At 62.9% G+C, this 4,745-nt stretch carries 4 protein-coding genes; 3 read left to right on the forward strand and 1 reads right to left on the reverse strand.

The window, feature by feature from the left end:
* Nucleotides 1-150: 150 nt before the first annotated feature.
* Entirely contained in the window at nt 151-735 is a 585-nt protein-coding gene (locus C6P64_RS17025; RefSeq protein WP_425436774.1) for a recombinase family protein, read from the reverse strand.
* A gap of 77 nt (nt 736-812) precedes the next feature.
* Between C6P64_RS17025 and C6P64_RS17035 the strand changes: the two genes are divergently transcribed.
* Genes C6P64_RS17035 through C6P64_RS17045 form a run of 3 tightly spaced genes read left to right on the forward strand, consistent with a single transcriptional unit; the run spans nt 813 to nt 4,656 of the window.
* On the forward strand, nt 813-2,531 hold the full coding sequence (locus tag C6P64_RS17035) for a Mu transposase C-terminal domain-containing protein (protein ID WP_105749728.1): 1,719 nt from the start codon (nt 813-815) through the stop codon (nt 2,529-2,531).
* A 2-nt stretch (nt 2,532-2,533) separates the two neighbouring features.
* On the forward strand, nt 2,534-3,442 hold the full coding sequence (locus C6P64_RS17040) for a TniB family NTP-binding protein (protein ID WP_013741668.1): 909 nt from the start codon (nt 2,534-2,536) through the stop codon (nt 3,440-3,442).
* On the forward strand, nt 3,439-4,656 hold the full coding sequence (locus tag C6P64_RS17045) for a TniQ family protein (RefSeq protein ID WP_105749729.1): 1,218 nt from the start codon (nt 3,439-3,441) through the stop codon (nt 4,654-4,656). The genes C6P64_RS17040 and C6P64_RS17045 overlap by 4 nt, the downstream gene beginning before the upstream one ends.
* The last annotated feature ends 89 nt before the right edge of the window (nt 4,657-4,745 follow it).

Consider the following 4,745-nt stretch of genomic DNA (forward strand, 5'->3'; position numbering starts at 1 on the left):
TTTTTCAACGGCCTGTTAATTTTCTGTAAGGCGAGTGCATTCCTAGGCGCAAATCCATCCTCCCAGCGAGTACCAAGACCGCGAACTTCTTATGCTTTTCCCTGGCTCGGGTTGCGACGCTTCGCTTTCAGAAGACGACTGCACAGAATGTCAGGAGTCCACTGCACTCGCAGCTTGCAGCGCGGCGTACAGGGCCGTCTTGCCGATCTTGAGTCGTGCTGCCGCTTCCCGGACGTTCAGCCCGTTGGCGATGTACTCCCGCGCCCGCTGCAACTTTTCGGAAGTGACAACCGGCTTGCGCCCGCCTTTTCGACCGCGTGCGGCGGCGGCGGTCAGCCCGGCCTTGGTGCGTTCGCGGATCAGGTCGCGCTCGAACTGCCCGAGCGCGCCAAACACATGGAAGATGAGTCGACCGCCAGATGTGGTGGTGTCGATGCTTTCGGTCAGCGACCGGAAGCCGACGCCACGCGCATCCAGTGCGCCAACCGTCTCGATCAGGTCCGGTAGGGAGCGCCCGAGCCGATCTAGCCGCCAGACGGCAAGCACATCGCCGTCGCGTAGGTAGGCCAGCGCAGCAGCCAAGCCGGGACGGTCGGCCTTGGCTCCCGATACCGTGTCCTCGAAAATCCGCGCACAACCCGCCTTGCGTAGCGCGTCCGTCTGTAAGGCGGTGTCCTGTTCCGTCGTTGATACCCGCGCATACCCGATGTCATTTTCAGAAGACGACTGCACCAATCAACGAGACATGAAGCCTGCTGTGCATACGGCTCCTGACAGCCCGATATCAGGACTCCTCTGCACGAAACTCGTCTATGCTCAATACTCGTGTGCACCAAAGCGAGGCGAGCATGGCGACCGATACCGTACCGATTGCCGAGCGCGGCGTAGCCACCCTGTCAGAACAGGCATGGGAGCGTGCTCGCTGCCGCGCGGAGATCATTGGGCCGTTGGCGCAGTCGGAGACGGTCGGGCATGAAGCGGCCGACGCAGCAGCCCAGGCGCTGGGTCTGTCCCGGCGGCAGGTCTACGTCCTGATCCGCCGTGCCCGGCAAGGTTCGGGGCTGGTCACTGATTTGGCTCTTGGACAGTCGAGCGGTGGCAAAGGTAAAGGCCGCTTGCCGGAGTCGGTCGAACGAATCATCCGCGAGCTACTGCAAAAGCGCTTCCTGACCAAGCAGAAGCGCAGCTTGGCGGCGTTCCACCGTGAAGTTGCGCGGGTGTGCAAGCTGCAAAAGCTGCGGATGCCGGCGCGCAACACGGTCGCGTTGCGGATCGCCAGCCTTGATCCACTCAAGACCACTCGACTTCGGGAAGGCCAGGATGCGTCCCGCATCCTGCAAGGTGTTGGCGGTGTTCCTCCGCCAGTCTCCGCACCGCTGGAGCAGGTACAGATCGACCACACAGTCATCGACCTGATCGTGGTGGACGAGCGCGACCGGCAACCGATTGGCCGTCCGTACCTGACCCTCGCCATCGACGTGTTCACCCGCTGCGTGGTTGGCATGGTGGTCACGTTAGAAGCGCCATCTGCCGTCTCGGTCGGCCTGTGCCTCGCACACGCCGGTTGCGACAAGCGCCCTTGGTTGGAAAGGTTGGACGTGGAAATGGACTGGCCGATGAGCGGCAAGCCCGCGCTGCTCTACCTGGACAACGCGGCCGAATTCAAGAGCGAGGCGCTACGCCGTGGCTGCGAGCAGCATGGCATCCGGTTGGACTATCGGCCTCTCGGGCAGCCGCACTATGGCGGCATCGTGGAACGGATCATCGGCACGGCGATGCAAATGATCCACGACGAATTGCCGGGGACGACCTTCTCCAACCCTGACCAGCGCGGGGAATACGCCTCCGAGAAGATGGCCGCCCTGACACTGCGCGAGCTGGAACGCTGGCTCGCATTGGCGGTTGGCACCTATCACGGCTCCGTGCACAACGGCCTGCTCCAACCGCCGGCCGCACGCTGGGCCGAAGCTGTCGCGCGTACCGGCGTTCCAACCGTCATCACTCGCACCACGGCTTTTCTGGTCGATTTCCTGCCCGTCCTCCGCCGCACCCTGACCCGCACTGGCTTCGTCATCGACCACATCCACTACTACGCCGATGCGCTCAAGCCGTGGATAGCTCGGCGCGACCGCCTGCCTGCGTTCCTGATCCGGCGCGACCCACGCGACATCAGCCGCATTTGGGTGCTGGAGCCGGAGGGGCAGCACTATCTGGAAATTCCATACCGTACCTTGTCGCACCCGGCTGTCACCCTCTGGGAAAAACGGCAGGCGCTGGCGAAATTGCGGCAGCAAGGGCGCGAACAGGTGGATGAGTCGGCGCTGTTCCGCATGATCGGGCAGATGCGCGAAATCGTGACCACTGCGCAGAAAGCCACGCGCAAGGCGCGGCGCGACGCGGATCGACGCCAGCATCTCAAGTCAACGGAACAACCTGTCAAAACCACGCCACCAGCGGACACGGACATGGCAGACCCGCAGGCGGACAACCAGCCACCTGCCAAACCGTTCGACCAGATTGAGGAGTGGTAGCCGTGGACGAATATCCCATCATCGACCTGTCCCACCTGCTGCCGGCGGCCCAGGGCTTGGCCCGTCTCCCGGCGGACGAGCGCATCCATCGCCTTCGCGCCGACCGCTGGATCGGCTATCCGCGAGCAGTCGAGGCGTTGAACCGGCTGGAAGCCCTGTATACGTGGCCAAACAAACAACGCATGCCCAACCTGCTGTTGGTCGGTCCAACCAACAACGGCAAGTCGATGATCGTCGAGAAGTTCCGCCGCGCCCACCCGGCCAGCTCCGACGCCGACCAGGAGCACATCCCGGTATTGGTCGTGCAGATGCCGTCCGAGCCATCGGTGATCCGCTTCTACGTCGCGCTGCTCGCGGCGATGGGAGCACCATTGCGACCGCGCCCACGGCTGCCGGAAATAGAGCAACTGGCGCTGACACTGCTGCGCAAGCTCGGTGTGCGTTTGCTGGTGATCGACGAGCTGCACAACGTCCTGGCCGGCAACAGCGTCAACCGCCGGGAATTCCTCAACCTGCTGCGCTTCCTCGGCAACGAATTGCGCATCCCGCTGGTCGGTGTGGGCACACGCGACGCCTACCTGGCCATCCGCTCGGATGACCAGTTGGAAAATCGCTTCGAGCCGATGATGCTGCCGGTGTGGGAGGCCAACGACGATTGCTGTTCACTGCTGGCCAGCTTCGCGGCTTCGCTCCCGCTGCGGCGACCTTCGTCGATTGCCACGCTGGACATGGCTCGCTACCTGCTCACGCGCAGCGAGGGCACTATTGGCGAGCTGGCGCACCTATTGATGGCGGCGGCCGTGGCCGCCGTGGAGAGTGGTGAGGAAGCGATCAACCACCGCACGCTCAGCATGGCCGATTACACCGGTCCCAGCGAGCGGCGGCGGCAATTCGAGCGGGAACTGATGTGAAGCCAGCGCCACGCTGGCCACTGCATCCGGCACCCAGGGAAGCCGAAGCCCTGTCTTCGTGGCTCAACCGCGTGGCCCTTTGCTATCACATGGAAGTGTCCGAGCTGCTGGAGCACGATCTTGGTCACGGCCAGGTTGATGACCTGGACACCGCGCCACCACTGGCGCTGCTGGCGATGCTCTCCCAGCGGAGCGGTATCGAGCTGGATCGGCTGCGCTGCATGAGTTTCGCCGGCTGGGTGCCTTGGCTACTGGACAGCCTTGATGATCAGATTCCAGCCGCATTGGAAACCTATGCGTTCCAGCTCTCGGTACTGCTGCCGAGACTCCGCCGTAAGACGCGATCCATCACGAGCTGGCGTGCCTGGCTGCCCACCCAACCGATACACCGCGCCTGTCCGCTCTGCCTGAACGATCCGGAGAACCAAGCCGTACTGCTCGCGTGGAAGCTGCCCCTGATGCTGAGCTGCCCACTGCATGGCTGCTGGCTGGAATCCTATTGGGGCGTGCCAGGGCGGTTTCTCGGCTGGGAGAACGCCGACGCCGAACCGCGCACTGCCAGCGACGCGATTGCGGCGATGGACCAGCGTACCTGGCAGGCACTGACGACCGGCCACGTGGAGTTGCCGCGCCGACGCATCCACGCCGGATTGTGGTTTAGGCTGCTACGCACGCTGCTCGATGAGCTGAACACCCCGCTTTCGACGTGCGGCACCTACGCGGGGTATCTCCGCCAAATCTGGGAATGCTGCGGGCATCCGCTGCGTGCTGGGCAAAGTCTGTGGCGACCGTATGAAACCCTGAACCCGGCAGTACGGTTGCAGATGCTGGAGGCGGCGGCAACGGCAATCAGCTTGATTGAGGTGAGGGATATAAGCCCGCCAGGCGAGCACGCAAAGCTATTCTGGTCCGTGCCCCAAACCGGGTTCACCAGTGGCCTGCCGGCGAAAGCGCCGAAGCCCGAACCCGTCGATCACTGGCAGCGTGCAATCCAGGCCATTGATGAGGCCATCATTGAAGCACGACACAACCCCGAGACGGCACGCTCGCTGTTCGCGTTGGCTTCCTATGGTCGGCGCGACCCCGCTTCCTTGGAACAGTTGCGCGCCACCTTCGCGAAGGAAGGCATCCCCCCGGAATTTCTGTCACATTATGAGCCTAGCCTACCCTTTGCATGCCTTAGACAGAATGACGGGTTAAGTGACAAATTTTGACGTGCAGAGCTTCCCGATGCAAACTGTCACATAATCGAACGTATATGTGACAGGGACAGTATGCATATGGCTCTGTTGCGTAAATTGAG

Origin of the sequence: Malikia granosa (assembly GCF_002980595.1) — a bacterium.
Taxonomy (GTDB): Bacteria; Pseudomonadota; Gammaproteobacteria; order Burkholderiales; family Burkholderiaceae_C; genus Malikia; species Malikia granosa.

Bases quoted from the DNA above. Each gene is read 5' to 3' on its own strand.
- C6P64_RS17035 (WP_105749728.1), top strand. From the start codon at position 813: ATGCTCAATACTCGTGTGCACCAAAGCGAGGCGAGCATGGCGACCGAT.